Origin of the sequence: Pseudomonas putida (genome assembly GCF_016406145.1) — a bacterium.
GTDB classification, from domain to species: domain Bacteria; phylum Pseudomonadota; class Gammaproteobacteria; order Pseudomonadales; family Pseudomonadaceae; genus Aquipseudomonas; species Aquipseudomonas putida_E.
The window spans coordinates 4,200,456-4,226,374 of sequence record NZ_CP066306.1 but is presented as its reverse complement, the minus strand read 5'-3'; the positions used below and the strand labels follow the sequence as shown (position 1 = coordinate 4,226,374).

Sequence of the window (25,919 nt, the reverse complement as noted above, 5' to 3'; positions counted from 1 at the left end):
GTATAAGCGGCCCCCACCTGGAGAAAGCGCACCATGGCCGACAACAAGCCGGAAATCGTCATCACATATTGCACGCAGTGCCAATGGCTGCTGCGCGCCGCCTGGCTGGCCCAGGAACTGCTCAGTACCTTCGCCGACGACCTGGCCCGGGTGGCACTGGAGCCCGCTACCGGCGGCACCTTCCGCATCACCTGCAATGGCGTGCAGATCTGGGAGCGCAAGGCTGACGGTGGTTTCCCCGAGGCCAAGGTGCTCAAGCAGCGTGTGCGTGACCAGATCGACCCGCAGCGCGACCTTGGGCACACCGATCGCTGATCAGGTGCCCTCGACCACGGTACGTGGTCTGGGCGGCTGCTCGGCGCCGAGGCGGCTGGAAAGCACGATGGCGAAGATGATCAGTGCGCCGCCCAGCAGCATGCGCAGGGTTGGTGTTTCGGCGAATACCACCCAGGCAACAGCGATGCCGTAGACCGGTTCCATGGCGAAAACTACTGCGGCAGTGCGCGCCTTGATCACTGCCAGGCTGGCGACGAAAAGGCTGTGGGCGACGCCCGTGCAGAAAACCCCTAGCAGGGCGATCCACAGCCAATCCATGGGCTTCACCGCGCCCAGACCATGCACAGCAAACGGCAGCAGGCACAGGCCGACCACGAGGTTTTGCCACAGCGCTGCCTGAACGGCGGGCAAACGCCCCGAGCCTGCCCGGTTGGTCAGCGACAACAGCGAGAACAGCAGGCCGGAAAGCAGGGCCCACAGCAGTCCGCCCGTGGCTTCGCTTGCTAGGTCGAATGAGAGCGTCACCAGAACCAGGCCGATGCTCACCAGCAATACCAGCAGTGCTTCGTTGCGGCGGATGCGTTCGCGGAACAGCAGCCCCTCGAGTATCACGGTAAATGCCGGGAAACTGGCGAAGCCGAGGGTGGCGATAGCCACGCCACCGACTTTGACGGCGATGAAGAAGCTGACCCAGTGGCCGGCCAGCAGCACACCGCCCAGCAAGAGGCGCTGTACGTCCTGGCTGCGCAGGCGCTGCCAGCCTGGGCCGGAGAGGCTGGCGAACAGCGCCAGGGCGAACACGGCAAAGGCGGCACGGCCGAAGACGATGATGGCCGGGCTGGCGCTGGCGGCCAGTTTGCCAAACACGCCGGTCAGGCCGAAGAACAGTGCGCCGATGTGCAGGGCGCCCAGGGCTGTACGCTGGTTCATGGTGGTCCTTTGAAATCCGTCTGGTCAGGCCCGGCCTTTTTGTGCGTTTACCCGAAGGGGCCGGGACAGGCACAGTGTAAAGCTACCCACAGACGCGGTCTGTCGCCACCCTAGCGTTCTTTGTCGCCAGATTCTCGTCGCAATGCACTCGGCATGCGCCCGAACATGCGCAACATCGCCGCTGAAAACGCACTTTGCGAGCTGTATCCCACCTGCGCGGCGATCTCGCCCATTGGCAGCAATGTCTGGGTAACCAGCTTGCGCGCTTTGAGCAGGCGCCGCTGGCGAATGTAATCCATAGGTGTCATGCCGCACTCGGCAGTAAATCGTGCATGCAACCGCGCAGTGGACAACCCGGCGATTCTCGCCAGGTCGGCCACTTGCAGCGGGTAGGCTGCGTGCTGATCGATGTGACCGTCGAAGGCAGCATAAGGCAGGCGATGGGTGGGTGTGATGTTGGCTGTCGGCGCCGGGTTGAGGCAGGCCAGCAGCAACGCTGCCCCTTGGCGGGCGATCAGCGGATCGTCCATCGGGCTTGCCGCGAGCCAGTCCACCAGATGCTGCTGGTGAGCGTCCAGGCCCATCGCGGCGGAGCGGTCCAGCAGACGGCGGCTGGCGTTGGCATGCTTGCCGAGTTGCTCGTCCAGCCAATGATCGCTCGGTAAATCGAGCACCAGGCAGTGGCTACCGGCATCGCTGCCACAGGTGTGATGGGCACCGGCCGGCACCACGATCAGGCTTTGACGGTCGATCTTTGCCCCATGCCCTTGCACCTCGAAGTCCAGCCGGCCGCGCAGGCCGAATACCAGCTGTGGGTGGTCGTGGCTGTGGGCGATCACGTCGTCGCGGTAGTGGCGAAGGGAAAGGATCGGGCCGGCGGTCATGGTGAGTCCTCGCAGGGCAGAGCGCCATTGTGCCGTATTCCTGGCTGGCCAGCACCGATCACATCGCTGCCACCAGCCTGTCATGTGCGGATGCCAGTCTCCAGCAAACAGCGCCGGAGCCCGCCCATGATCCATGCCGAACTCTCTCGCCCGTCACGCAAGCAGCGCGTACGCACCCTGTGGATATCTGACGTGCATCTGGGCACCCGCGACTGTCAGGCCGAACACCTGTCGCGCTTTCTCAAAGGCTACCAGGCCGACCGTATCTATCTGGTCGGCGACATCATCGATGGCTGGAAGCTGCGCGGCGGTATCTACTGGCCGCAGGCCCACACCAACGTGATCCGCCGTTTGTTGACCATGAGCAAACGTGGCACCGAGGTGATCTACGTGACGGGCAACCATGATGAGTTCCTGCGGCGCTACTCCAGGCTGATTCTGGGCAACATCCAGTTAGTGGACGAGGCCGAGCATCTCACCGCTGATGGTCGTCGGCTGTTAGTGATCCATGGTGACCAGTTCGATGTGATTACCCGTTATCACCGCTGGCTGGCTTTTCTCGGTGACCGTGCCTACGAATTCACGCTGGTCCTCAACCGCTGGCTCAACCACTGGCGGGCCCGCTACGGTTATGGTTATTGGTCGCTTTCGGCCTACCTCAAACACAAGGTCAAAGGCGCGGTGAACTTCATCAGCGATTTCGAGGATGCCATTGCCCATGAGTGCACCCGTCGCGGCTTTCACGGGGTGGTGTGCGGGCATATCCACCATGCCGAAATCCGCAAGGTCGGGGATGTGGATTACCTCAACTGTGGCGATTGGGTGGAATCCTGCAGTGCGCTGATCGAGCATTGGGATGGCAGTATCGAGCTGTACCGGCTGGCCGACGCACAGCTACGGCAGGCAGAGGGCGTTGCGGGGTTGCGCGAACCTGCGTGATAGGCACCCGAGAAACTATAGGCTGATCCTGCCCAGCAGAATGTCGCGGAACATGGCGAAATCGCCAATCAGGCTGTACAGCGGATGCTTGAAGGTTGCCGGGCGGTTTTTTTCGAAAAAGAAGTGCCCGACCCAGGCAAACCCATATCCGAACAGCGGCACAGCCAGTAGCAGCAGCCATTTGCCGCTGCCGATCGTGTACGCCAGCAGGGCGATCACCAGGCTGGTACCGACAAAGTGCAGGCGCCGGCAGGTGGGGTTGCTGTGCTCCCCCAGGTAATAAGGGTAGAACTCGGCAAAACTGCGAAACTGCGCTGTGCTGTTCATGAGCAGTGCTCCAAGATTGACACTTTTTGACAGGATACACGGCGTGGAGCCTGAATCGAGTCTAGAGTCATTGGCGGAGCCTACCAGTGACAATAGGCGCCAAATGAGTATCCTTGAGGTTAACCGCATGAAGCGGTCAGGATAAGAAGCCTGTCATGAGTGAGAGAACCACGTCAGCCAGCTGGGCATCAGGGATTGTGAAGGCGCTCGAGCTGGAAGGGCTCGACTGTCCGGCCATGTTCGAGCAACTCGGCCTGGATTTCGCTGCCCTCGACGACCCCGATGCGCGGTTCCCTCAGGATTCCATGACCCGCCTTTGGCAACTGGCTGTAGAACTGTCGGGCAATGAAGCGATCGGCCTGAACATGGCGCGGGTGGTCAGGCCGGCTTCGTTCCATGTGGTGGGCTACGCCTTGATGTCCAGCCGCACCCTGGCCGAAGGTTTCGAGCGCCTGGTGCGCTACCAGCGCATCATCGCTGAAAGCTCCGACCTGAGCTTCCGCCTGGGGCCTGAGGGGTATTCGCTGATACTCACCGTACACGGTGATCACCTGCCACCGACACGGCACAGTGCAGAGGCTTCGCTGGCCTGTGCGCTGGCGCTGTGCAAGTGGCTAAGCGGGCGGCCCATCCAGCCGCGGCGGGTGCTGATCCAGGGGCCTCAACCCAAGAACGTCGAGCCCTACAAGGTGGCTTTCCATTCCCCGCTGGTGTTCGGTGCGCCGCACGACGCGCTGGTGTTCGAGCGCGCCGACATGGAAGCTGCGCTACCGACCGCCAATGAGGCCATGGCCATTCTGCACGACCGGTTTGCCGGGGAATATCTGGCACGCTTTTCTGAAAGCCGGGTGACCCACCGGGTGCGCCAGGTGCTTTGCCGCATTCTGCCTCAGGGCGAACCCAAGCGGGAAACCCTGGCCCAGGCGCTGCACCTGTCCCAGCGCACCCTGCAGCGCCGCCTGCAGGAAGAGGGCACCAGCTTTCAGGCTTTGCTGGACGACACCCGTCGTGAGCTGGCAGAGCAGTACCTCGCCCAGCCCGGCATGACCTTGCTGGAAACCGCCTACCTGTTGGGGTTCGCTGACCCGAGCAACTTCTACCGGGCCTTCCGCCGCTGGTTCGACGTCACCCCCAGCGAGTATCGCGCCCGTCTGGGTGCGGACCCCGAGGTGGTCAGTGACGCCAGAACGCCGGCATGCACAGCACCAGCACCGTGATGATCTCCAGGCGGCCGAGCAGCATGCCGCCAGCAAGAATCCACTTGGCCGCGTCCGGCAGCATGGCGTAGTTGCCTGCCGGGCCTATCACTTCACCCAGGCCCGGGCCAACGCCCGAAACGGTTGCGGCGGCGCCGGTCAGAGCGGTCATCCAGTCCACGCCCAGTAGCGACAGTAGCAACGCCATGACGCAGATGGTGATCGCGAAGAAGAACGAGAAGGTCAGGATCGAACGTACGATCTCTTCGTCCAGGCGATGGCCGTTGTATTTCTGTTTGATCACGGCGCGTGGGTGAATCAACTGGTTGAGGCTGGCCTTGAGCAGGATGTAGGCCACCTGGAAGCGGAAGATCTTGATACCGCCGGCGGTCGAACCAGAGCAGCCACCGACGAAGCCCAGGTAGAAGAACAGCATTAGCGAAAAATTGCCCCACAGGCTGTAGTCGCCCAGCGCGAAACCGGTGGTGGTGATCACCGAGGTCACGTTGAACGCCACGTGGCGCAAGGCATCGAGCCAGTGCAGGTTGGTAGTGGCCCAGTACCAGGTGCCCAATACCAGCCAGGTGACCACCAGCAAGCCAAGCAGCCCCTGGACCTGCTGGTCGCGAATCAGCGCCTTGCGGTTGCCGCGCAGGGTGGCTACGTACAAGGCGAATGGCAGGCTGCCAAGAATCATTACAACCACCGCGACCCAGTGCACGGCAGGGATGTCCCATTTGGCGAGGGACTGGTCGGAGGTCGAGAACCCCCCGGTGGAAATGGCTGACATGGCGTGGTTGATGGCGTCGAACGGCTTCATGCCGGCCCACCAGAAGGCCAGGGCGCCCAGCACCGAGAAGCAGACGTACACCCCGACGATCGACTTGGCGACCATGTGCGAGCGCGGCATGACCTTCTCCGAGCGGTCGGACGACTCGGTCTGGAACAGGCGCATGCCACCGATGCGCAGCAGCGGCAGGATCGCCACCGCCATGGCGATGAAGCCGATACCGCCGAGCCAGTGCAGCATCGAGCGCCACATCAGTATGCCCGGCGACATGGTGTCCAGCCCGCTGAGCACGGTGGCACCGGTGGCAGTGATGCCGGACATGCTTTCGAAGAAGGCGTCGGTGTAGCTGATGTGCTGGGTGAGCAGAAAGGGGAGGGCGGCGAACACGCCTACCACCAGCCAGCTGCTGACGGTCAGCAGGTACATGTCGCGCGGGCGCAGGTGCACATGCTCCGGGCGGCCCTGGACGATCAGAAGCAAGCCTGCGACGAAGGTGATCAGGCTTGACCAGAGGAACGATGGCATGTCGCCGGTACGTTCGAAGATCACCAGCGTCGCCATGGGTACGACCATGCTGACCGCCAGGGTGATCAGGAAGATGCCGATGATGAAACCAATGATCCTTAAGGTCGGCAACGCCATGTGATCTGCTCTGACTCTGAACGGAAGGGCGCCATTCTACCTATGGGTCTGGCAGCTGCAAGCTGCAAGCTACAAGCTAGAAAAAATGGCAGTGTGCACCGGGCGGCTTCTGCTTGCAGCTTGCAGCTTGGCGCTTGCAGCTTGAGAATGGCCGCACATTCAACTGCCAGGAGGGTAGCCGATGGAGGCTCTCGACGCATTGCTCAACCGTGTATCCGTGCCACGCCTGACTGAACCTGCGCCAAATGCCGCTCAGCGCGAGGCGCTGTTCCAGGCTGCGCTGCGCGCGCCTGATCACGGCCAGCTGCGGCCATGGCGCTTTCTGACCATCGAAGGCCAGGGCCGCGAGAAGCTCGGGGAACTGTTTGCCGAAGCGGTGCAGAACAAGGGCGATGCCACTCAGGCTGCGCTGGACAAGGCCCGCGCCATGCCGTTGCGTGCGCCGCTACTGATCGTGGTGATCGCCAAGCTGCAGGACCACTTCAAGGTGCCGATGTCGGAGCAGCGCCTGGCAGCAGGCTGTGCGGCGCATGGCATCCTGATAGCCGCACATGCCCAAGGTATCGGCGCAGTGTGGCGTACCGGCGACATGGCTTTCGATGCCCATGTGCACAAGGGCTTGGGGCTGGGCGAGAACGAGGAGTTGATCGGCTACCTGTATGTCGGCACGCCGATGGCCGAGCCGCGTACTGCGCCGGTCCTGCAAACCGCCGAGTTCGTCAGCGCCTGGGGCGAATGACGCCAGGGGCCGCTGTACGCCCCAATCGCCGGCAAGCCGGCTCCCACAAGTGTCGAAAAATGCTGAAACCTGTGGTGATTCTGTAGGAGCCGGCTTGCCGGCGATTGGGCTGCAGCGCAGCCCCCTCGAATTCAACTGCCAATCTCCACTGCCAGCGGCAAATCCAGCCGGGCGACAAATCCACCCTGTGGGTGGTTCTCCAGTACCAGACTCCCGCCATGGCGCTCTGCCGCCTTGCGCGCAATCGCCAGCCCCAGGCCATGCCCCGGTGCTTCCTGCCCGGGGGCACGGAAGAACGGCTCACCCAGCTGCGCCAGGTGCTCCGGCGACACCCCCGGCCCATGGTCACGCACGCTCACGACGATGCGCCCCTGCTCACGCCCGGCGCGTACCTCGATTGGCTGCCCCTGCGGATTGAAACGCAAGGCATTGCGCAGTAGGTTGTCAACGGCACGCTCGATCAGCGTCGGCCAGCCTTGCAAGGTCAAGCCCGGTTGCGCCTCCAGCCGAACGTCCTGCTCCGGTGCGCTTAGCTGTGCGTCCTTGCGCACGCTGCCCAGCAGGGCGTTGAGGTCGACCGTTTCGGCGTGAGACTGTTCGGCATCGACCCGGGCCAGCGTCAGAATTTCGCTGATCAGGTCTTCCAGCCGATCACATTCGCGGGTCAGACGCGGCCACAAGGCTTGGCGCTGCTCGGCTTCTGCCCGTTCGGCGAGCGCCAGGGCAATGCGCAGGCGCGCCAGCGGTGAGCGCAGTTCGTGGGAAACGTCGCGCAGCAACTGGCGCTGGCTGCCGATCAGGCTCTGCAAGCGGGCACCCATCTTGTTGAAGTCCTTGGCCAGCACGCCGAACTCATCGCGCCGTGCAGCCAGGCGCGCCAGGCTGTTTTGCTGGTAGCTGGCTTGGCCAAGATCGTGTACCGCACTGCGCAGGCGGCTCAGCGGGCGGGTGATGGACAGGGTCACCAGCAGGCTGAACAGGGTCAGTACCACCAAGGCTATGCCTAGGGCACTCAATGGCCAGAGCAGACTTTCGCGGTGCCAGGCGTCCAGTTCCGGGTGCGGAATACGGTAGATAAGCAGGTAGGTCTCACCGCTTTCAGGGCTGGTGTACTCCTCGGTCAGGCGACGCCACGGTAGGCGCCGCTCGTCATTGTGCTGGCGCGCCTCGAAGGCTGCGGCGCGGCGCGGGAAGGTGCCAGGTACCACGGCTTCGCCACTGTCGTCGAGCACCTGTACGTCGATCTTGAAACGCTGCTTGCGACGTTCGAGGAAATGCTGGGCCGACTCCAGGCCTTCGTGTTCATAGTGCTTGACCCAACGGCTGGCGAGCGTGCTGAGACCGGGGTGGCGGCTGAGTATCCAGGCATCCTGGTTGAGCATATGGCCCAGCAGGATCGACAGGCCTGCGACCAGGGTGATAGCCAGCCAGAAACTGGCCAGGATGCGCCAGAACAGAGAACGCAAGAGCACCTCCTAAACGGGAAAAGCCCGGCCCGCTTGTGGGCGGGCCGGGCATTGGTGGGACAGCTTACTGGGCCTTGCCGGCTTTTTCAGCTTTCCAGGCCTGGAATTCCTTCCATTCAGCCTTGCGTGCTTCACGCGCTTTTTGCAGTTCGTCGAACTTCTTCTGCTGCTCTGGCTTGAGCAGGGCGCGGACCTGGCTGTCGGTCTTGTCGTGGCTGGCCTTGAGTTCGTCCTTCATGGCCTTCTGGTCCGCTGCCGGCAGTTTGGCCAGGTAGCGTTCGGTAATGTCGCGGCGGTTTTTCATCTGCTCGCCCATCAGCTTGCCAATCTGCTGGCGCTGGTCGCGGCTCAGGTCTAACTGGGCGAAAGGCGCGTCACCGCGATGATGCGGGCCGTCGTGACGCGGGCCGCCTTCTGGCATGGCCATGGCCACGGTCGGCAGGGCAGCGGCGAACATCAGGGCGATCAAGGTCTTGCGCATGGTGTCTCTCCTGTCATGGGCCGGTGGTTACCGGATGAGCTCAGTCTAGGGAGATCAAGGTCAAGCGCAGTCAGCGAACGGTAAAGGCTGGGTAAAGAAAGCGCTGCGAGCTGCGAGCTGCGAGCTTCAAGCAAGAGCGCGCTTGGCTTTTTCTTGCCGCTGCTCCTGCCTACAGACTGTAGTAGTAGCCGCGGCTACGCAGTGCGACGATGCGCGGGCGGCCGTCGGCGTGCGGGCCGATCTTCTTGCGCAGGTTGCTGACGTGCATGTCCAGGCTGCGATCGTAAAGGGTCAGCTTGCGGCCCAGGCCGATCTGCGCAAGCTCCTGCTTGTCCAGCGGCTCGCCTGGCTGGCGCAGCAGAGCTTCGAGGATACGGCTTTCAGACAAGGTAAGGGTCATCTCGCGGCCATCGATGCTGACCACGCCGCGCACGGGGCTGAAGGCCAGGTCGCCGATCTCGACCTGTGTAGTGGTAGCTGTGGGGTGGCTGCGGCGCAGCACCGCGCGCAAGCGGGCGGTAAGCTCACGCGGGTCGCAGGGCTTGGCCAGGTAATCATCAGCGCCCAGTTCCAGGCCGAGAATGCGGTCCAGGGGCTCGCCGCGGGCCGATAACATCAGCACCGGCAGTTCTGCGTGGTCGCTGCGCAATTGTTTGAGCAGCTCAAGGCCGCTACCGTCAGGCAGCATCACGTCCAGTACCACAGCTGCCGGGGCATGCTCGGCCAGCGCCCGGCGCGCGCTTTGGCCATCATGGCAGGCACGGACGGCAAAACCTTCCTGGGTCAGCCAGCTGCCGAGCAGCTCGCAGAGTTCCTGGTCATCATCAATCAGTAACAGCTCGCTCATGACTCACTCAATTCAAATCGACGGCGTCTGACGCGCTCGCCAGTGGCAAAGATACCGCAGACGCCGACAATTTATCGATCAGGGCAAGACTTGCTTGAAAGGTTTTACGATGACCTGGTCGTAAACACCCGCTGCAATGTACGGGTCGGCATCGGCCCAGGCCTGGGCAGCGCTGAGGGAATCGAACTCAGCGACGATCAGGCTGCCGCTGAAACCGGCTTCGCCCGGGTCGTTGCTGTCGATGGCCGGGTGTGGGCCGGCCAGTACCACGCGGCCTTCGCTTTGCAGCTGCTTCAGGCGCTCGATATGCGCCGGGCGCGCGGCCAGGCGCTTTTCCAGGGAATTTTCGACGTCGCTGGCAATGATGGCGTAAAGCATGTCAATCCTTGGGTTTGGAGGTAGAAGGGTCGTCGTGCAGATGGCGCGACAGGTACACGCCCTGCGCCACCAGGAATATCACGGTCATGCCCAGGCTGCCGAAGACTTTGAAGTCGACCCAGAATTCCTGGAAGGTGAAGGCCACAAACAGGTTGGCCGCGCCACAGAACAGGAAAAATGCGATCCAGGCCAGGTTCAGTCGGGTCCAGATGGCATCGGGCAAGGTCAGGGCGTGGCCCATGATGCGCTTGATCAGCACCCGGTCCCCGATGAAGTGGCTGCCGGCAAAGCCCAGGGCGAACAGCCAGTTGACCACCGGTGCCTTCCACTTGAGGAAGGTTTCGCTATGGAAGGTGAGGGTCAGGCCGCCGAATACCAGGCAGGCGACCAGCGTCAGCCATTGGCCTTTCTCCAGCTTGCGCTGGCGCAGGAACAGCGCGCCATATACCACCAGCGAACTGATGATCAGCATTGCCGTGGCGCTGTAGATGCCGCCGAATTCGAAGCTGTGCCCGGCAACTTCCATGGGGCGAGGGTCGAGTTTGTAGACGATGAAGAACAGTAGCAGCGGGATGAAATCGATGAATTGTTTCACAATGGCAGCCAGAATCGGGATGTGGCGGCATAATAACAAACATCGAATCCAGCGGTAGCGCTCCTCTATGAATGTTGATCTGCACTGTCACAGCACGGCCTCCGACGGCGCCCTGGCGCCCGCGGTCCTGGTCGCCCGGGCCCAAGAGCACGGGGTGCAGACGTTGGCACTGACCGACCATGACACCCTTGAAGGCCTGCCCGAGGCCCGCCAGGCCTGCGTCGAACGAGGTATGCGCTGGGTCAGCGGGGTGGAACTTTCGTGCACGTGGGGGGGCGCGACCATCCATGTACTGGGGTATGACTTCCCGCTTGAAGCCCCGCCGCTGCTCGAAGCGATCGAATCCCTGCACCGTGGACGCTGGCTGCGCGCCGAGGAAATCGACAAACGGCTAGCGGCCAAGGGCATGCGAGGTACCCTTGAGGGTGCCCGCGCCGTGCAGCAGGAGTTGGGCGACAGCGGTAACGCGCCGGCACGGCCGCATTTTGCCGAGCACCTGGTGCGTGCAGGCCACGTCAAAGACCGTGGTGAAGCGTTTCGCAAGTGGTTGGGGGCCGGCAAGCTGGGTGACGTCAAGCTGCATTGGCCGACGCTTGAGGAAACCGTTGCAACATTGCGCCAGTCCAATGCCTGGGTGAGCCTGGCCCATCCGATGCACTACGATCTGACCCGCAGCAAGCGCAGGCGCCTGATTGCCGACTATATTCAGGCAGGTGGGCAGGCGCTTGAAGTGGTCAATGGGATGATGCCTGCCGAGCAGGTGGGCACGATGTCCATCCTCACTCGTGAGTTCGGCCTGCTGGCAAGCGCTGGCAGCGATTTCCACGGCCCCGGCACCTGGGGCGAGATCGGTGCCTACCGGCCATTGCCTGAGGATCTGCCACCTCTGTGGCGCCGATTCAGCCATGAACAACCTATGGCGATATGAACAGGAAGACTTCGTGAGCCAATTTTTCCAGATTCATCCGGAGAACCCCCAGCCGCGGCTGATTCGCCAGGCGGTGGAAATCATCCGCAAGGGCGGTGTGGTCGTCTATCCGACCGACTCGGCCTACGCACTGGGATGCCAGATCGGTGACAAGGCAGCGATCGAACGGGTTCGGCGTCTGCGCGGGTTGGACAAGACCCACAATTTCACCCTGATGTGCTGCGACATGTCGCAGCTGGGCCTTTACGCCAAGGTTGACACCGGCACCTTCCGTTTGCTCAAGGCCCACGTACCCGGCCCCTACACGTTCATCCTCAATGGCACCCGTGAGGTGCCGCGGCTGTTGCTGCACGAGAAGCGTCGCACCATAGGCCTGCGGGTTCCGGATCATGGCATCACCCTGGCCCTGCTGGCAGAGCTGGGTGAGCCGCTGATGAGCGTGAGCCTGATCCTGCCCGGTGATAGCGAGCCCATGACCGACCCCTATGAAATCCGCGAGCGCCTGGAACATCACGTGGACCTGGTCATTGACGGCGGTTTCGGCGACCTCAAGGCCTCGACCATCATCGACCTGTCCGGCGACGAGCCCGAAGTGATCCGCGAAGGCTGCGGCGACCCCTCGCCATTTCTGGTCAACGCGTGAGTCAGATGGAGATGCCCGAGGCTGCGGCCATCGAAGCCGAACTGCCTCAACAATTGCAGTTGGCCCTGGTTTACGGCGAAGCCCTGACCGAGATGCCGGTGGACCTGTACATTCCGCCGGACGCGCTGGAGGTCATCCTCGAGGCCTTCGAAGGCCCACTCGACCTGCTGCTTTACCTGATCCGCAAGCAGAACATCGACATTCTCGACATCCCCGTGGCGGAGATCACCCGCCAGTACATGGGGTACGTCGAGTTGATGAAAAGCGTGCGCCTGGAGTTGGCCGCCGAATACCTGGTGATGGCTGCCATGCTTGCCGAGATCAAGTCGCGCATGTTGCTGCCACGCTCCGCGGAGGTCGAGGAGGAGGAAGGCGACCCGCGTGCCGAACTGATCCGGCGCTTGCAGGAGTACGAGCGTTTCAAGGCTGCGGCCGAAGGCATCGATGAACTGCCGCGGGTTGGCCGTGACGTCGTGGTGCCGCGCCTTGAGGCGCCCCAGGCCAAGGTGCGCAAGCTGTTGCCCCAGGTCAGCCTGGAAGAGTTGCTGGTTTCCATGGCCGAGGTGATGCGCCGCAACGACCTGTTCGAAAGCCACCAGATCACCCGTGAGACGCTGTCTACCCGCGAGCGCATGAGCGAAGTGCTGGCGCGCCTCAAGGGCGGTGGCTTTATGCCTTTCGTCGAGCTGTTTACGGCTGAGGAAGGCAAGCTGGGGGTGGTGGTCACCTTCATGGCAATTCTTGAGTTGGTGAAGGAATCGCTGATCGAACTGGTGCAGAATGAGCCTTTCGCCGCGATCCATGTCCGGGTGCGTGCCGAGTCTGTCGAAGAACCTGATGAATCTGAATGAACCCCGCGACCTGGCGTCGCTGATCGAGGCGTTTCTGCTCGCCTCAGGCAAGCCGCAATCTCTTGAACGGCTGTACGAGCTGTTCGAGGAGGCCGAGCGCCCTGAGCCGAAGGTATTCAAGAAAGCCTTGGACGTGCTCGGCAAATCCTGCAGTGGTCGGGCCTTCGAACTCAAGGAAGTGGCCAGCGGCTATCGCCTGCAGATTCGCGACAATTTCGCGCCGTGGGTGGGCCGCCTGTGGGAAGAACGCCCGCAGCGCTATTCCCGTGCGCTGCTCGAAACCATGGCCTTGATCGCCTACCGCCAGCCCATCACCCGCGGCGAGATCGAGGACGTGCGGGGTGTTGCGGTCAACAGCAACATCATCAAGACCCTGATGGAGCGTGAATGGATCCGGGTGGTTGGCCACCGCGAGGTCCCTGGGCGGCCGGCGATGTTCGCCACCACCAAGGCGTTTCTCGATCATTTCAACCTCAAGAGCCTGGACGAGTTGCCGGCCTTGGCCGAGCTGCGCGAAATGGAGCCGGAGCCGTTGCTGGACCCAGATGATGCACCGGTGCCGGCGCATTTGCAGGCGTTGGCCGATGCCAGCCTGGCCGATGAGGAGGCGCTTGCCGAACCTAAGGAGGAGACGAGCTTTCGTAGCCTGCTGGTGGAGCTGGATGCGATGGAGGAGGGGCTCAAGACCGATTTCGATGATTTGCCAGAGGAAGAGGCGGCAGAGCCTGAGGTCTTGGTTGAGGACCACGGCAAGCTGCAGCCATGAGTCTTGTGCTCCGAGATTGCAGGCGCTGCGCGGTCTGGTGGGGCTTGCCGGCGATGAGGCCGGTCCTTTCAATACAAAACCACTGGGCAGAAAACCACTGCACCCTCTGAAAACCCTCTAAGCTCCAGTGCGTTCCCTTTTAGAACCGCGTATGATGCGCGACCTTTTGGCGCGTTCGTCGCCAGAATCTCTGTTTTCATTCCTACACCGGGAGGTGCCCAGATGAGTGAGCAAGACCTGCAAAATACCGAAATCACCCCGCCAGCCGGCGAAAAACTGCAGAAAGTGCTGGCGCGCATCGGCGTGGGCTCGCGCCGTGACGTCGAAGCCTGGATCAGCCAGGGCCGCATCAAGGTCAATGGCGTCGAGGCCACCCTCGGCCAGCGCGTCGACCTTCACGATGCCATCGCTGTCGACGGCAAGCTGATCAAGCGCGAAGAGGCCGCCGAGGCCACGCGCCGAGTGATCATGTATAACAAGCCCGATGGCGAGATCTGCACCCGTGACGACCCGGAAGGTCGCCCGACCGTGTTCGACCGCCTGCCGCGGCCGAAAGAAGGCCGCTGGATCAACATTGGCCGACTGGACATCAATACCACCGGTCTGCTGCTGTTCACCACCGACGGTGAACTGGCCAACCGCCTGATGCACCCGTCCTACGAGATGGACCGCGAATACGCGGTGCGTGTCCGTGGCGAAGTCGACGACGAGATGATCGAACGCCTGAAGGCGGGCGTGATGCTTGAAGACGGCCCGGCCAAGTTCACCGACATCCAGAAGGCCCCAGGTGGTGAAGGTTTCAACCACTGGTACCACTGCGTGGTGATGGAAGGTCGTAACCGTGAGGTGCGCCGCCTGTGGGAATCCCAGGGTATGGTGGTCAGCCGCCTCAAGCGCGTGCGTTTTGGCCCGGTGTTCCTCAACTCCGATCTGCCGATGGGTCGCTGGCGTGAAATGACCCAGGGTGAAATCGACATCCTGGCCGCTGAAGTGGGCCTGCAGCCGGTGGCGCTGCCTGCCATGAACCTCAAGGCCAAAGACAAGATGGAGCGCCTGCAGCGCAAGTCGACCCGGCCCATGGGGCGTAGCGAGCGCGTGCGCAGCCTGCGCCCGGCGCAGGAAGCCGCAGCTGCCGAGCGTCCGGCTCGCCAGCCGCGTGAAGAAGCGCCACGCAAAGGCAGCCGCGGCAGTGCGGTGGCTGAGCGTCCAAGCGAGATGCGCAAGCGCCCGGCCAAGACCGACGGTGACAAGCCGGCAGGGCGTGGTCGCGGCAAGCCGCGTGGCTGATCGGCTCAGGCCGTGATCAAAGAGCCAGCCTTCGGGCTGGCTTTTTTTCGTCTGCAGGTTTGTGCAGCCCGCACCGCGCGCCAAGATATTGAAGAAAAAGAATTTTTCGGACGACTGGCAAGTTTTCAAACCGCCATGTAAAGAAAACTGTACGAATTACCCCGGTTTCTCTTGCTGGGCACCTTCTCTGTAAACAGATCTTGCCGCTCCTGCGGTTCAACAGCCCCGCCTGTGCCGGTAGCCCTATTGCCCCAAACCCCCGTCCCACGCTGATATAGCGACCATTGCCGTGTGCAAAAGCCCGTCCAGAGAGCCGGGCATACAGAACAACAAATGGAGGCGCCATGTACGCCGATCACTCCGCCTTTCAGGGCTTCCTACCACAGGATCGCTGCGTTTTTTCCGAGGAAACGACGCAACGCGTTGACGCCTGCGCGCTTGCAGGGGTATACAGTGCGCCGCGTTTTACCTGTGACCCTCTTGCGTACCGCGCACTCTTGCTCACACCCGGCTGATCCGCTCCGGCGGCGGCTGTGTTCAAGAAACCAAGGTAACCACCTTGCCCATTCCGCTGCGCCACGAGCGCGGTGGGTCCGATTCCGTCACAGATAAAAACAATGCAGGTGACTTCGTTCATGAGTGAACACAACATGCATTCAGGCGAGCTCAAGCGGGGCCTGAAGAACCGCCACATCCAGTTGATCGCCCTTGGCGGCGCGATTGGTACCGGCCTGTTCCTTGGCTCGGCAGGCGTGATGAAATCCGCCGGCCCGTCGATGATCCTGGGCTACGCCATCTGCGGCTTCATCGCCTTCATGATCATGCGCCAGCTTGGTGAGATGATCGTCGAAGAGCCGGTGGCCGGTTCGTTCAGCCACTTTGCCCATAAGTACTGGGGCGGTTTTGCCGGTTTCATGTCGGGCTGGAACTGCTGGGTGCTGTACATCCTGGTGGGCATGTCGGAGCTGACGGCGGTCGGCAAGTACATTCACTACTGGTGGCCGGAGATCCCGACGTGGGTTACGGCAGCGGGCTTCTTCCTGCTGATCAACGTCATCAACCTCATGAACGTGAAGGTGTTCGGCGAAGCCGAGTTCTGGTTCGCCATCATCAAGGTCGCGGCCATCGTCGGCATGATCGGCCTGGGCGCCTACCTACTGACCAGCGGCAGCGGCGGCCCCGAGGCTTCGGTGACCAACCTGTGGGCTCATGGGGGCTTCTTCCCGCATGGTGTCAGCGGCCTGGTCATGGCGCTGGCGTTCATCATGTTCTCCTTCGGGGGCCTGGAAATGCTCGGCTTCACTGCAGCCGAAGCAGATAAGCCGAAAACCGTGATCCCCAAGGCCATCAACCAGGTCATCTACCGCATCCTGATCTTCTACATCGGTGCGCTGGTCGTGCTGTTGTCGCTGACCCCGTGGGACAGCCTGGTGGCCAGCATCGATGCTTCTGGCGGCAGCTACGGTAGCAGCCCGTTCGTTCAGGTGTTCTCGCTGTTGGGCAGCGACGTGGCCGCCCACCTGTTGAACTTCGTGGTCCTGACGGCGGCACTGTCGGTGTACAACAGTGGTACCTACTGCAATGCCCGCATGCTGCTTGGCATGGCCGAGCAAGGTGATGCCCCCGCAGCCCTGGCCAAAGTCGACAAGCGCGGCGTGCCGGTGCGTTCGATCCTGGTGTCGGCAGCCGTTACCCTGATTGCCGTGCTGCTCAACTACTTCATGCCGCATAATGCGCTGGAGCTGCTGATGTCGCTGGTAGTAGCGACCCTGGTGATCAACTGGGCAATGATCAGTTACTCGCACCTGAAATTCCGCCAGCACCTGGACCGCACCGGCCAGAAGCCGCTGTTCAAGGCCCTGTGGTACCCCTACGGCAACTACATCTGCCTGGCATTCGTGGTACTGATCCTGGGCATCATGCTGCAGATCCCGGGCATCCAGGTTTCGGTGTATGCCATTCCGGTCTGGGTGCTGATGATGTTCGTCTTCTATATCATCAAGTCCAAGCGTCGTGAGCTGGGCAATGGCGCAGCAGCCGGCACCGTTACCAAGTAAGCGCAGCGAGCGGTGAACGAAACCCGATGTCAGGTGGCTGGCATCGGGTTTTTTATGCGCCACCTCGCCGGCGACTGGGCCTGTAAAAGCAGGAAATTACTCAGATCTGCTCGAGCAACCATCCACGAAACGCCCGCAGCGAGGGCAACGCTTCGTTCCTTGGCGGATAGATCAAGTAATAGCTGCGCTGGCTGGCGAACGCCGTACCAGGGCTGAACAGTTCGCCCTTGGCCAGCTCCTCGTCCACCAGTATCCGCGGTACCAAGCCGATGCCGATGCCTGCCCGTACCGCCTGGATCAGGTGTGACGTCAGCTCGAAACTCGGCCCCAGGCGCATCGCCCGGTGCGGCAGGCCATGGTGTGAAAACCACTCGCCCCAGGCATGCGGATTGTTGGCAACGTTGAGCAGTACCTCAGCGCTGATACGTGCCGGGTCCCAACCCTGGGCGTCGACGTTGGCTTGCGGTGGGAGGATCACCACCAGTTCCTCGGCATGCAGCCGATGGCAGATCAGTCCGGGCAGGTCATGGCTAGCCACGCCGATAGCGGCATCGATCTCGCTGGTGTCGAAGTTGATCGCTTCGATCCGCGAGTGTATATGCACCAGCATGCCCGGGTGGGCGCTGTAGAAGGCATGCAGGCGCGGCAGCAGCCACTTGGAGCCGAAAGTGGGCAAGGTCGCCAGGCGCAGCGTACCGACCCCTGATTGGTAAGCCAGGGCCTGCAAGGTGGCACTGCGAATGCGGCCCAAGGCTTCGCTGAGCTCGCGCTGGTACAGCCGACCAACGTCGGTAAGTTGTACCTGGCGGCCTTCGCGGCGGAACAGGGTCAGCCCGAGTTGCTGTTCCAGCGCCTGCACCTGGCGGCTGACCGCGCTCTGGGTCAGGGACAGTTCGGCAGCTGCGCGGGTGTAGCTTTCATGCCGGGCGGCAGCCTCGAAAGCCAGCAGCAATGACATGGAGGGTGTCAGGTGGCGGTAATTCATTCATAAAAGTCATTGATAGCGGCAGGATTATCCGTTTGCCCCTGGGGCGAAACTACAGGAACATTGGCCTATTCGTCATCCTTGCATGGCTCAATCCATGCCAAGGCGACAGGATTCCCGTGAATTAGCTCATATCAAGAGGCCATCCTTCGATGATCGCCCAGCTGCCGACCACTGCGCCGACCGCCGCTTACCCAGAATTCCTCGAAGCCCTGCGCAACAGCGGCTTCCGTGGCCAGATCAGCGCCGATTACGGTACCCGTACCGTGCTTGCTACCGACAACTCCATCTACCAGCGCCTGCCCCAGGCGGCGGTGTTCCCGTTGGACGCCGACGATGTGGTGCGGGTTGCCGCGCTGATGGGCGAAGAACGCTTCCAGCAGGTCAAACTGACACCGCGCGGTGGCGGCACCGGCACCAATGGCCAATCGCTGACCGACGGTATCGTGGTCGACCTCTCGCGGCACATGAACACCATCCTCGAAATCAATGTCCAGGAGCGTTGGGTGCGGGTGCAGGCTGGCGTGGTCAAGGACCAGCTCAATGCCGCGCTCAAGCCGCACGGGCTGTTCTTTGCGCCTGAACTGTCCACCTCCAACCGCGCTACCGTTGGCGGTATGATCAACACCGACGCCAGCGGCCAAGGCAGTTGCACCTACGGCAAGACCCGCGATCATGTGTTGGAACTGCACAGCGTGCTGCTCGGTGGAGAGCGCCTGCACAGCCTGCCGATCGACGACGCTGCGCTGGAGCAGGCTTGTGCTGCGCCCGGGCGGGTGGGTGAGGTGTATCGGACTGCCCGCGAAATTCAGGAAACCCAGGCCGAGCTGATCGAAACCACCTTCCCCAAGCTCAACCGCTGCCTGACCGGCTACGACCTGGCGCACCTGCGCGACGAACAGGGCCGCTTCAACCTCAACAGTGTGCTGTGTGGCGCCGAGGGTTCGTTGGGTTATGTGGTCGAAGCCAAGCTCAACGTGCTGCCGATTCCTAAGTATGCGGTGCTGGTCAACGTCCGCTACACCAGCTTCATGGACGCGCTGCGCGATGCCAATGCGCTGATGGCGCACAAGCCGCTGTCGATCGAGACGGTAGACTCCAAGGTGCTGATGCTGGCGATGAAAGACATCGTCTGGCACAGCGTTGCCGAGTACTTCCCGGCCGACCCGGAGCGCCCCACCCTGGGTATCAACCTGGTGGAGTTCTGTGGCGATGAGCCGGCCGAGGTCAATGCTCGGGTTGAAGCCTTCATCGATCACCTGCAGCGCGACACCAGTGTCGAGCGCCTGGGCCATACCCTGGCCGAAGGGGCCGAGGCCGTGACTCGGGTCTACACCATGCGCAAGCGTTCGGTGGGGCTGTTGGGCAACGTCGAGGGCGAGGTGCGCCCACAACCTTTCGTTGAAGATACCGCAGTGCCGCCGGAGCAACTGGCCGACTACATTGCCGATTTCCGCGCGCTGCTCGACGGCTATGGCCTGGCCTACGGCATGTTTGGCCACGTCGACGCCGGCGTGCTGCATGTACGCCCGGCACTGGACATGAAAGACCCTGCCCAGGCAGCACTGGTCAAGCCGATTTCCGACGCCGTGGCGGCGTTGACCAAACGCTACGGCGGGCTGCTGTGGGGCGAGCATGGCAAGGGGCTGCGTTCGGAATATGTGCCGGAGTACTTCGGTGAGCTGTATCCGGCGTTGCAGCGACTCAAAGGTGCCTTCGACCCGCGCAACCAGCTCAACCCTGGCAAGATCTGCACCCCGCCGGACAGCGCCGAAGGGTTGACCAGGGTCGATGGCGTGACCTTGCGTGGCGACCTCGACCGTACCATTGACGAGCGTGTATGGCAGGACTTCGGCAGTGCCGTGCATTGCAATGGCAATGGCGCCTGCTACAACTACGACCCCAATGACGCCATGTGCCCCTCGTGGAAGGCTACCCGTGAGCGCCAGCATTCGCCCAAGGGGCGCGCCTCGTTGATGCGCGAATGGCTGCGCCTGCAGGGTGAGGCGAACATCGATGTGCTGGCTGCGGCGCGCAACAAGGTGTCCTGGCTCAAGGGGCTGCCAGCACGGCTGCGCAACAACCGTGCACGCAACCAGGGCCAGGAAGACTTTTCCCATGAGGTCTACGACGCCATGGCCGGCTGCCTGGCGTGCAAGTCATGTGCAGGGCAGTGCCCGATCAAGGTCAACGTGCCGGACTTCCGCTCGCGTTTCCTCGAGCTGTACCACGGCCGTTACCAGCGCCCGATGCGTGATTACCTGATCGGCTCGCTGGAGTTCACCATGCCCTACCTGGCCCATGCACCAGGGCTGTATAACGCGGTGATGGGGTCGAAGTGGGTCAGCAGGTTGCTGGCGGACAAGGTCGGCATGGTCGACAGCCCGCTGATCAGCCGCTTCAACTTCCAGTCCACCCTCACGCGTTGCCGGGTTGGCGTGGCCAGTGTGCCGGCGCTGCGCGAACTGACCCCGGCCCAGCGCGAGCGCAGCATCGTGCTGGTGCAGGATGCCTTCACCCGTTACTTCGAGACACCGCTGCTGGCCGCGTTCATCGAGCTGGCCAATCGCCTTGGCCACCGCGTGTTCCTGGCGCCTTACAGTGCCAATGGCAAGCCGCTGCACGTGCAGGGCTTTTTGGGGGCTTTTGCCAAGGCGGCAATCCGTAATGCCAACCAGCTCAAGGCCCTGGCCGACTGTGGTGTACCGCTGGTGGGCCTGGACCCTGCCATGACCCTGGTCTACCGCCAGGAGTACCAGAAGGTGCCGGGCCTGGAGGGCTGCCCGAAGGTGTTGCTGCCCCAGGAATGGCTGATGGATGTGCTGCCCGAACAGGCGCACGCCGCGCCCGGAAACTTCCGCCTGATGGCGCACTGCACCGAGAAGACCAACGTGCCGGCCAGTACCCGCCAATGGGAGCAGGTGTTCGCGCGCCTGGGCCTGAAGCTGGTGACCGAGGCCACGGGGTGTTGCGGCATGTCCGGTACCTACGGGCATGAGGCACGTAACCAGGAGACGTCGCGGACCATTTTCGAACAGTCCTGGGCAACCAAGCTGGAAAAGGAGGGTGAGGCCCTGGCTACCGGCTATTCGTGCCGTAGCCAGGTCAAGCGCATGACCGAGCGGCAGATGCGTCATCCGCTGGAAGTGGTGTTGCAGTACGCCCGCTGAAACAAGGCCGCTCCAAAGGTACGCTCAATTACCCGTAGGAGCGGCCTCGTGTCGCGAAAGGGGTGCGTAGCACCCCCCATGCGCTCAAATATGCCTGAAACGCCGCGCCTGACGGTACAGATACAGGCTCAACACCAGCCCGCAGCACGCCGCCGCCGCCGCAAACAGAAACATCGAAGCAAACCCGAACCCCGACGCCACCGCGCCCACCAGTGGCCCGGTAATGCCCAGTGACAGGTCGATGAACAGCGAGTATGCCCCCACCGCCGCCCCGCGGTTGGCTGCCGAAACCTGATTCACCGCTTCTACGCCCAGCGCCGGGAACACCAGCGAGAAGCCGAAGCCACTGAGCGCCGCTCCGGCCAAGGCGAGCTCTGCGCTGGGTGCCAGCCACAGCATCAGCAGGCCCAGTGTCTCGACCGACAAGCACACGATCGCCACCCTGAACCCGCCAATCCTGTTGATGAGATTGCCGAACAGCAGCCGCGCACAGATGAAGCTGGCACCGAACAGGCTCAGGGTCAGTGCTGCATTCGCCCAGCCACGGCTGGCGTAGTACAGGGTGATGAAGGTGGCGATGGTGCCAAAGCCGATCGAGCCCAAAGCCAGCCCCGAACCATGCGGGAACACTTTGCCCAGCACCCGCAGAAACGGCATACGCACGCCGCTGACAATCGGCGCAGCGCGTTTTGGCCATGCCAGCAGCAGGCCTACCGCGCATAGCCCGATAATGCTCACCCCCATGCTCCACAGCCCCAGGTGCTTGACCATAAGCACACCCAGTGGCGCACCGATGGCCAGCGCACCGTAGCTGGCGATCCCGTTCCAGGAAATGACTTTGGCGGTGTTTTCGGCGCCGACCCGGCCAATCCCCCAGCCTATCGAACCCGAGCCCACCAGGCTTTCTGCGCTGCCCAGCACCAGGCGTCCGACCAGCAGGCAGGCCAGGCTCAGCCAGGGCAGGTGGGTAAGGAATGCACAGGCGAGCATGAAAACACCACTCAGGCCGCAACCGGCGAGGCCATACATGACGGCCTTCTTGCTGCCCAGGTTGTCGATGATGCGGCTGGCTGTGGGGCGGCTGAGCAGCGTGGCGAGGTATTGCACACTGATCACCAGGCCGGCGACGACGGTGCTGAAGCCCAGATCGTTGTGCACGTAGCCAGGCAGCACGGCGAGGGGGATGCCGATGTTCAGGTAGCCGATAAAGGTGAACAGGACGATGGAGACGACTTGCAGGGTGACCGCAAGGGGGCGCGGTGAGTCGGGCATGGGGGCCTACGTGGCAGAAGTTCTGGACGGTGTGAAAACGTGATGACAGCGGTAGTCCGAAAGTCAGCCGTTTTCACACAGTCGGGGGGATGCGCGGTTATTCCTGGTCAGCGCTGGATTGATCGTCGCCATCCTCGACGGCAGGCGCCGGTTCGGAGTGAGCGGCAACGGTTTGCTCTTCGGGGTTCAGGCTTGGGAAGGGAAGATTCGGGATTTCGTGCATCTCGTCGTTCCTCGCAAGTGTGAGTGAAAAGGCTGCGCCAGGCGCGTTTGGAGCTTCGCAAAGCTGAGGCAGGATACACAAGTCTGGATGACAGTTTGTAATTTTTCCCGGTCGCTTGTCGGTTTTGCGGGCGGATACCGGACATTTTTCCGACAAGGCAAGGCCGCGGCGCGCACTACAAATGGCGCGCGCAGCGGCCTTGTCTAGCGTGTTACTTGCGCCCTTCAGCGGTCTCGGCAACCTTGTCAGTACGCGCGCACATGATGAAGTCGTTCCGGTGCAGGCCCTTGATGGAGTGGCTCCACCAGGTCACGGTGACCTTGCCCCATTCGGTCAGCAGGCCTGGGTGATGACCTTCGGCTTCAGCGATTTCGCCTACTGCGTTGGTAAATGCCAGGGCGTGCTTGAAGTTCTTGAACAGGAACACACGCTCCAGCTCCATATGACCGTCACGTACTTCGATGTTCCAGTCCGGAATCTCGCGGATGAGTTCGGCCAGTTCCTCGTCGGTGACTTTCGGCGCATCGGCGCGGCAGGCTTCGCAGTGGGCTTGGTTCAAGGCATTCATGAGGTGTTTTCCGATTCGAGTTGTTGTCGGCAAGGTCGCTCAGGCGGCGACCTTGGGTGGAAACTTCGGTGCATGCAGCCCCAGCTGCATGGCTTGCTGGACCATGCCCATGATGTCTTCGTGGGCCAGGTCGAACAGGCGCTTGAGGTTCGGTAGCACGAAATACAGGGGCTGCAGGATGTCGATACGGTAGGGGGTGCGCATGGCCTCGATCGGGTCGAAGGCTTGGTGCTCCGGCTCACCGGACAGACTGTAGACGGTTTCTTTTGGCGAAGAGAGGATGCCGCCGCCATAGATCTTGCAGCCTTGCGCGGTCTCCATCAGGCCGAACTCAATGGTCATCCAGTACAGCCGCGCCAGGTACACGCGCTGCTCCTTGGTCGCGGCCAGGCCCAACTTGCCGTAGGTGTGGGTGAATTCGGCGAACCAGGGGTTGGTCAACAGCGGGCAGTGGCCGAAGATCTCGTGAAAGATGTCGGGTTCCTGAAGGTAGTCCAGCTCTTGCGGGGTACGGATGAACGTGGCGACCGGGAAGCGTTTGCTGGCCAGCAGCTCGAAGAAGGTCTGGAAGGGGATCAGCGCCGGCACACGGGCAACCTGCCAGCCGGTGGTGGCGCCCAGCACTTTGTTGATCTCGCCCAGTTGCGGGATGCGGTCATGGGGCAGCTTGAGCTGATCGATGCCATCCAGGTACTCCTGGCATGCCCGGCCTTCGATGACCTTCAGCTGGCGGGTGATTAGCGTGTTCCACACCGCATGCTCTTGCTGCGGGTAGTCGATGAAGCCTTGCGCATCGGGCTCGCGTGCCACGTATTGCGTCTGTTTCATGTGGCTCTCCTGGTGAGGGCTTTTATTGTTATGTCCACGACATACCTAAGAAATATCCCTTCATCGGCCCGATTGCACGCGGTGTCAGAACCCCTGAACTGCAGTTTTCAGGTGTTTTTCGTAACGATAATTTTACAAACATAGCGGCATCGCGGAAAATTCGGTGTATCGAGCTGGCCTTTGCTGTGTTTTTGTCAGCTTTTCTTTACGATTTTTGTGCGGCCGGTTTAAAAACTTCGCCGCTTCGAGAGCTTTCATGCGTATCAAAGTGCATTGCCAGAACCGCATCGGCATCCTTCGGGACATCCTCAACCTGTTGGTGGAGTACGGAATCAACGTACTCCGTGGTGAAGTCGGCGGTGACCATGGCAATGCCATCTACCTGCATTGCCCGAACCTCATCAACCTGCAGTTCCAGGCTCTACGTCCGAAATTCGAGTCGATTGCCGGGGTCTTCGGGGTCAAGCGTGTCGGCTTGATGCCCAGCGAGCGACGGCACATGGAGCTCAACGCGCTGCTGGGGGCGCTGGATTTCCCGGTGCTGTCGGTCGACATGGGCGGCAGCATCGTCGCCGCCAACCGCACCGCCGCGCAGTTGCTGGGCGTGAGGGTCGACGAGGTGCCGGGCATCCCGTTGGCGCGCTATGTAGAGGACTTTGACCTGCCGGAACTGGTGCGGGCCAACAAATCTCGAATCAATGGCCTACGGGTCAAGGTCAAGGGTGATATTTTCCTGGCCGACATCGCACCTTTGCAGTCCGAGCATGACGACAGCGAGGCATTGGCTGGCGCGGTGTTGACCTTGCACCGTGCCGACCGCATCGGTGAGCGGATTTACAACGTACGCAAACAGGAGCTGCGCGGCTTCGACAGCATCTTCCAGAGCTCGCGGGTGATGGCGGCTGTGGTGCGTGAGGCGCGGCGCATGGCGCCGCTGGACGCGCCGCTGCTGATCGAAGGTGAGACAGGTACAGGCAAAGAGCTGTTGGCGCGTGCCTGCCACCTGGCCAGCCCGCGGGGGCAGGCGCCTTTGATGGCCCTCAATTGTGCCGGCCTGCCAGAGTCCATGGCGGAAACCGAGCTGTTCGGTTATGGCCCCGGCGCGTTCGAGGGGGCCCGCGCCGAAGGCAAACTGGGCCTTCTGGAGTTGACCGCTGGCGGAACACTGTTCCTCGATGGGGTGGGGGAGATGAGCCCGCGTCTGCAGGTGAAGTTGCTTCGCTTTCTGCAGGACGGCTGCTTCCGTCGCGTTGGCAGTGATGAAGAAGTTTACCTGGATGTACGGGTGATCTGCGCAACCCAGGTGGACCTTTCCGAATTGTGCGCTCGGGGCGAATTCCGCCAGGACCTGTACCATCGCCTCAATGTGTTGTCGTTGCACATACCGCCGTTGCGCGAGTGCATGGACGGCCTGGAAGGGTTGGTGCAGCACTTTCTCGATCAGGCCAGCCGGCAGATTGGTTGTGCCCTGCCGCGCCTGGCGCCTGCGGCGATGGACAAACTGGCGCACTACCATTGGCCGGGCAATGTCCGGCAACTGGAAAACGTATTGTTCCAGGCGGTATCGCTGTGCGAAGGCGGAATAGTGAAAGGCGAACATATCCGCTTGCCGGATTACGGCGTGCGGCAGCCCTTGGGTGAGTTTACCCTTGAAGGTGATCTTTCGCAGATTATCGGGCGCTTCGAAAAGGCTGTACTGGAAAGTCTGATCGGGGAGTATCCAAGTAGCCGGGCGCTGGGCAAGCGGCTGGGTGTTTCACATACAACCATTGCTAACAAGTTGCGGGATTATTCGCTGGGCAAATCGAATGAATGACTGAGTGGCGAGTGGATCAAACTCAAAACTGTTCA

At 62.1% G+C, this 25,919-nt stretch carries 26 protein-coding genes; 12 read left to right on the top strand and 14 right to left on the bottom strand.

Translation table 11 applies throughout. The features are described from left to right. Positions 1-33: 33 nt before the first annotated feature. Positions 34-315: a SelT/SelW/SelH family protein gene (locus JET17_RS19325; RefSeq protein ID WP_012315628.1), complete on the top strand. Its 282-nt coding sequence runs from the start codon at positions 34-36 to the stop codon at positions 313-315. On the opposite strand, the gene JET17_RS19320 is transcribed toward JET17_RS19325, so the two are convergent. Next, the gene (locus tag JET17_RS19320; RefSeq protein WP_012315627.1) at positions 316-1,206 is read right to left on the bottom strand and encodes a DMT family transporter; all 891 of its coding nucleotides are present in this window, start codon (positions 1,204-1,206) and stop codon (positions 316-318) included. 110 nt (positions 1,207-1,316) lie between these two features. Beyond that, a complete protein-coding gene (locus JET17_RS19315; protein WP_012315626.1) occupies positions 1,317-2,090 on the bottom strand; it encodes a helix-turn-helix transcriptional regulator in 774 nt (257 codons plus the stop codon). Between the two features lie 126 nt (positions 2,091-2,216). Here JET17_RS19315 and JET17_RS19310 point away from each other — a divergent pair, with 126 nt between their 5' ends. Continuing rightward, positions 2,217-3,029: a UDP-2,3-diacylglucosamine diphosphatase gene (locus JET17_RS19310; RefSeq protein ID WP_012315625.1), complete on the top strand. Its 813-nt coding sequence runs from the start codon at positions 2,217-2,219 to the stop codon at positions 3,027-3,029. Between the two features lie 15 nt (positions 3,030-3,044). On the opposite strand, the gene JET17_RS19305 is transcribed toward JET17_RS19310, so the two are convergent. After that, a complete protein-coding gene (locus JET17_RS19305; protein ID WP_008091834.1) occupies positions 3,045-3,356 on the bottom strand; it encodes a DUF962 domain-containing protein in 312 nt (103 codons plus the stop codon). A 155-nt stretch (positions 3,357-3,511) separates the two neighbouring features. Here JET17_RS19305 and JET17_RS19300 point away from each other — a divergent pair, with 155 nt between their 5' ends. Beyond that, on the top strand, positions 3,512-4,573 hold the full coding sequence (locus JET17_RS19300) for an AraC family transcriptional regulator (protein WP_012315624.1): 1,062 nt from the start codon (positions 3,512-3,514) through the stop codon (positions 4,571-4,573). Here JET17_RS19300 and JET17_RS19295 read toward each other — a convergent pair. Further along, positions 4,530-5,984 (bottom strand): TrkH family potassium uptake protein, encoded by a 1,455-nt coding sequence (locus JET17_RS19295; protein WP_012315623.1) that lies wholly within the window; start codon positions 5,982-5,984, stop codon positions 4,530-4,532. The genes JET17_RS19300 and JET17_RS19295 overlap by 44 nt on opposite strands. A gap of 181 nt (positions 5,985-6,165) precedes the next feature. Between JET17_RS19295 and JET17_RS19290 the strand changes: the two genes are divergently transcribed. Next, positions 6,166-6,723, top strand: a complete 558-nt coding sequence (locus JET17_RS19290) for an NAD(P)H nitroreductase (RefSeq protein WP_012315622.1) — start codon at positions 6,166-6,168, stop codon at positions 6,721-6,723. 131 nt (positions 6,724-6,854) lie between these two features. Here JET17_RS19290 and JET17_RS19285 read toward each other — a convergent pair whose 3' ends face one another. The 5 genes from JET17_RS19285 to JET17_RS19265 all read right to left on the bottom strand — a co-directional run bounded on the left by JET17_RS19285 (position 6,855) and on the right by JET17_RS19265 (position 10,490). Continuing rightward, positions 6,855-8,195, bottom strand: a complete 1,341-nt coding sequence (locus tag JET17_RS19285; RefSeq protein ID WP_012315621.1) for a sensor histidine kinase — start codon at positions 8,193-8,195, stop codon at positions 6,855-6,857. Positions 8,196-8,253: 58 nt separating this feature from the next. After that, on the bottom strand, positions 8,254-8,670 hold the full coding sequence (locus JET17_RS19280; protein ID WP_012315620.1) for a Spy/CpxP family protein refolding chaperone: 417 nt from the start codon (positions 8,668-8,670) through the stop codon (positions 8,254-8,256). 169 nt (positions 8,671-8,839) lie between these two features. Further along, entirely contained in the window at positions 8,840-9,517 is a 678-nt protein-coding gene (locus JET17_RS19275; protein WP_012315619.1) for a response regulator transcription factor, read from the bottom strand. 78 nt (positions 9,518-9,595) lie between these two features. Continuing rightward, positions 9,596-9,895 (bottom strand): YciI family protein, encoded by a 300-nt coding sequence (locus JET17_RS19270; protein ID WP_012315618.1) that lies wholly within the window; start codon positions 9,893-9,895, stop codon positions 9,596-9,598. A 1-nt stretch (position 9,896) separates the two neighbouring features. Further along, positions 9,897-10,490, bottom strand: a complete 594-nt coding sequence (locus tag JET17_RS19265; RefSeq protein ID WP_042111648.1) for a septation protein A — start codon at positions 10,488-10,490, stop codon at positions 9,897-9,899. 67 nt (positions 10,491-10,557) lie between these two features. Here JET17_RS19265 and JET17_RS19260 point away from each other — a divergent pair, with 67 nt between their 5' ends. The 6 genes from JET17_RS19260 (at position 10,558) to JET17_RS19235 (ending at position 17,022) form a co-directional block, all read left to right on the top strand. Beyond that, positions 10,558-11,418, top strand: a complete 861-nt coding sequence (locus JET17_RS19260; RefSeq protein WP_012315616.1) for a PHP domain-containing protein — start codon at positions 10,558-10,560, stop codon at positions 11,416-11,418. Between the two features lie 13 nt (positions 11,419-11,431). Continuing rightward, positions 11,432-12,061, top strand: coding sequence for an L-threonylcarbamoyladenylate synthase (locus tag JET17_RS19255; protein ID WP_042111646.1), 630 nt, complete (start codon positions 11,432-11,434; stop codon positions 12,059-12,061). Between the two features lie 125 nt (positions 12,062-12,186). Beyond that, a complete protein-coding gene (locus JET17_RS19250) occupies positions 12,187-12,912 on the top strand; it encodes a segregation and condensation protein A (protein WP_190273343.1) in 726 nt (241 codons plus the stop codon). Then, entirely contained in the window at positions 12,899-13,678 is a 780-nt protein-coding gene (gene scpB, locus JET17_RS19245) for an SMC-Scp complex subunit ScpB (protein WP_012315613.1), read from the top strand. The genes JET17_RS19250 and scpB overlap by 14 nt, the downstream gene beginning before the upstream one ends. A gap of 222 nt (positions 13,679-13,900) precedes the next feature. After that, complete coding sequence (gene rluB, locus JET17_RS19240) at positions 13,901-14,965, top strand: 23S rRNA pseudouridine(2605) synthase RluB (protein ID WP_012315612.1); 1,065 nt, start codon at positions 13,901-13,903, stop codon at positions 14,963-14,965. A gap of 635 nt (positions 14,966-15,600) precedes the next feature. Further along, the gene (locus tag JET17_RS19235) at positions 15,601-17,022 is read left to right on the top strand and encodes an amino acid permease (protein WP_012315611.1); all 1,422 of its coding nucleotides are present in this window, start codon (positions 15,601-15,603) and stop codon (positions 17,020-17,022) included. A 100-nt stretch (positions 17,023-17,122) separates the two neighbouring features. On the opposite strand, the gene JET17_RS19230 is transcribed toward JET17_RS19235, so the two are convergent. After that, positions 17,123-18,007, bottom strand: coding sequence for a LysR substrate-binding domain-containing protein (locus JET17_RS19230; RefSeq protein ID WP_012315610.1), 885 nt, complete (start codon positions 18,005-18,007; stop codon positions 17,123-17,125). A 152-nt stretch (positions 18,008-18,159) separates the two neighbouring features. Between JET17_RS19230 and JET17_RS19225 the strand changes: the two genes are divergently transcribed. Then, a complete protein-coding gene (locus tag JET17_RS19225; protein ID WP_012315609.1) occupies positions 18,160-21,177 on the top strand; it encodes an FAD-binding and (Fe-S)-binding domain-containing protein in 3,018 nt (1,005 codons plus the stop codon). An 84-nt stretch (positions 21,178-21,261) separates the two neighbouring features. Here JET17_RS19225 and JET17_RS19220 read toward each other — a convergent pair whose 3' ends face one another. The 4 genes from JET17_RS19220 to phhA form a co-directional block, all read right to left on the bottom strand. Continuing rightward, complete coding sequence (locus JET17_RS19220) at positions 21,262-22,449, bottom strand: MFS transporter (protein ID WP_012315608.1); 1,188 nt, start codon at positions 22,447-22,449, stop codon at positions 21,262-21,264. A gap of 97 nt (positions 22,450-22,546) precedes the next feature. After that, positions 22,547-22,672, bottom strand: coding sequence for a hypothetical protein (locus JET17_RS27535; RefSeq protein ID WP_256345817.1), 126 nt, complete (start codon positions 22,670-22,672; stop codon positions 22,547-22,549). Positions 22,673-22,883: 211 nt separating this feature from the next. Then, positions 22,884-23,240 carry a 4a-hydroxytetrahydrobiopterin dehydratase gene (locus tag JET17_RS19215; RefSeq protein ID WP_003254532.1) on the bottom strand — a complete coding sequence of 119 codons (357 nt, stop codon included), beginning with the start codon at positions 23,238-23,240 and terminating at the stop codon, positions 22,884-22,886. A 39-nt stretch (positions 23,241-23,279) separates the two neighbouring features. Beyond that, positions 23,280-24,068 carry a phenylalanine 4-monooxygenase gene (phhA, locus tag JET17_RS19210; RefSeq protein WP_012315607.1) on the bottom strand — a complete coding sequence of 263 codons (789 nt, stop codon included), beginning with the start codon at positions 24,066-24,068 and terminating at the stop codon, positions 23,280-23,282. Between the two features lie 256 nt (positions 24,069-24,324). Between phhA and JET17_RS19205 the strand changes: the two genes are divergently transcribed. Next, positions 24,325-25,884 (top strand): sigma-54-dependent phenylalanine hydroxylase transcriptional regulator PhhR, encoded by a 1,560-nt coding sequence (locus JET17_RS19205; protein WP_012315606.1) that lies wholly within the window; start codon positions 24,325-24,327, stop codon positions 25,882-25,884. Positions 25,885-25,919 lie beyond the last annotated feature (35 nt).